Origin of the sequence: Candidatus Kurthia intestinigallinarum (assembly GCF_003991225.1) — a bacterium.
In the GTDB taxonomy this organism is placed as follows: Bacteria; Bacillota; Bacilli; order Bacillales_A; family Planococcaceae; genus Kurthia; species Kurthia populi.
Window position 1 is genome coordinate 1 of record NZ_JTFC01000098.1, and the last position, 1,051, is coordinate 1,051.

Here is a 1,051-nt window from a genome sequence, read left to right on the forward strand (position 1 = left end):
TCTGTATGAATCTGAAGTTATTATAGAGTTCTACAGTAAAAAGAAATTACCATTCCCATTACCTGATAGTGATATCCAACTTTTCAATGGTCCAATACTAGCGATTAAAAAGGATATTCTTTATTATTGGGATATCAAAACACAACAGGTTCATAAAACCGATCAGATTACTGATTTAGAAAAAACCGAAGCTACACCGACCTCTTTTGAAGATTTAGCAAGAGAAGGCTTATATAAAGAAGCACGCCAAAATTTAAAATATCTTTATACTTGGCTAGACGAAGAAACTGAAAAGTTGTATGAACAATTAGATCGCATTTAGAGCCCAAAATAGGGCTTTTTTTATATTCTTTTTGCAAACTCTGATAATAAAGAATTACGCGTCTATGCACACCTTTTAAAAGAACGTTTGTTCTTATTCAAAAAAATAAAAAGCCTCCTCATCGGAAGCTTCTAAATTCTTTAAAATTAACATAATTAAATGCTGATCTTACAATCATTACTACATTATTTACAAATTTAACTGTAACAACTCAATTCGTCATATAATACAACTCAAAAATATAATTCTTATCGTATCGGAGAAATACAACCTATTTCGTGTAGATGCAGCTACTCCAGATCCAATCTACATATGAAATCCCTTATTATCTGTTAATAGCCCCCACATTCAATATCCCCAATTATTTTATGCTTACATTATGTATAGGGATTGAAAAGCCAAAAGGTAAACCTAACTTTCAAAAGAAAATACTTATTAATCATAAAAATAACAAAATATTGATTTTATTCTGGCAGAAATACTATTCTTTGTCCTCTAAAACTTTATATTTTTCCTTATCTTTTTTAAATTCAAACTCAACCATTGAATACATATAGCCCACCATACTTGCTACGAATATTGCTGGAATAAAAAAGTCCAATTTAAGTTGGATTGATTTTAAATTTAACAGACCATCACTAGCACTTAAAAAAGCAGATGTTAAAGAACAAGAAATTAAAAGGAATGTACCAGCAAAACACAAAGTTTTACCTCTCCAACTATCAATAA

Annotated in this window: 2 protein-coding genes; one reads left to right on the forward strand and one right to left on the reverse strand. The window is 29.6% G+C overall.

Annotated elements, in window-relative coordinates:
• Nucleotides 1-322, forward strand: a 322-nt coding sequence (locus tag QI30_RS20605; RefSeq protein WP_158621080.1) for a hypothetical protein, incomplete at its 5' end; no start/stop codon positions are given.
• Nucleotides 323-803: 481 nt separating this feature from the next.
• Here the strand turns inward: QI30_RS20605 and QI30_RS20610 are convergent.
• On the reverse strand, nucleotides 804-1,051 hold a 248-nt coding region (locus QI30_RS20610; protein WP_158621081.1), incomplete at its 5' end, for a hypothetical protein.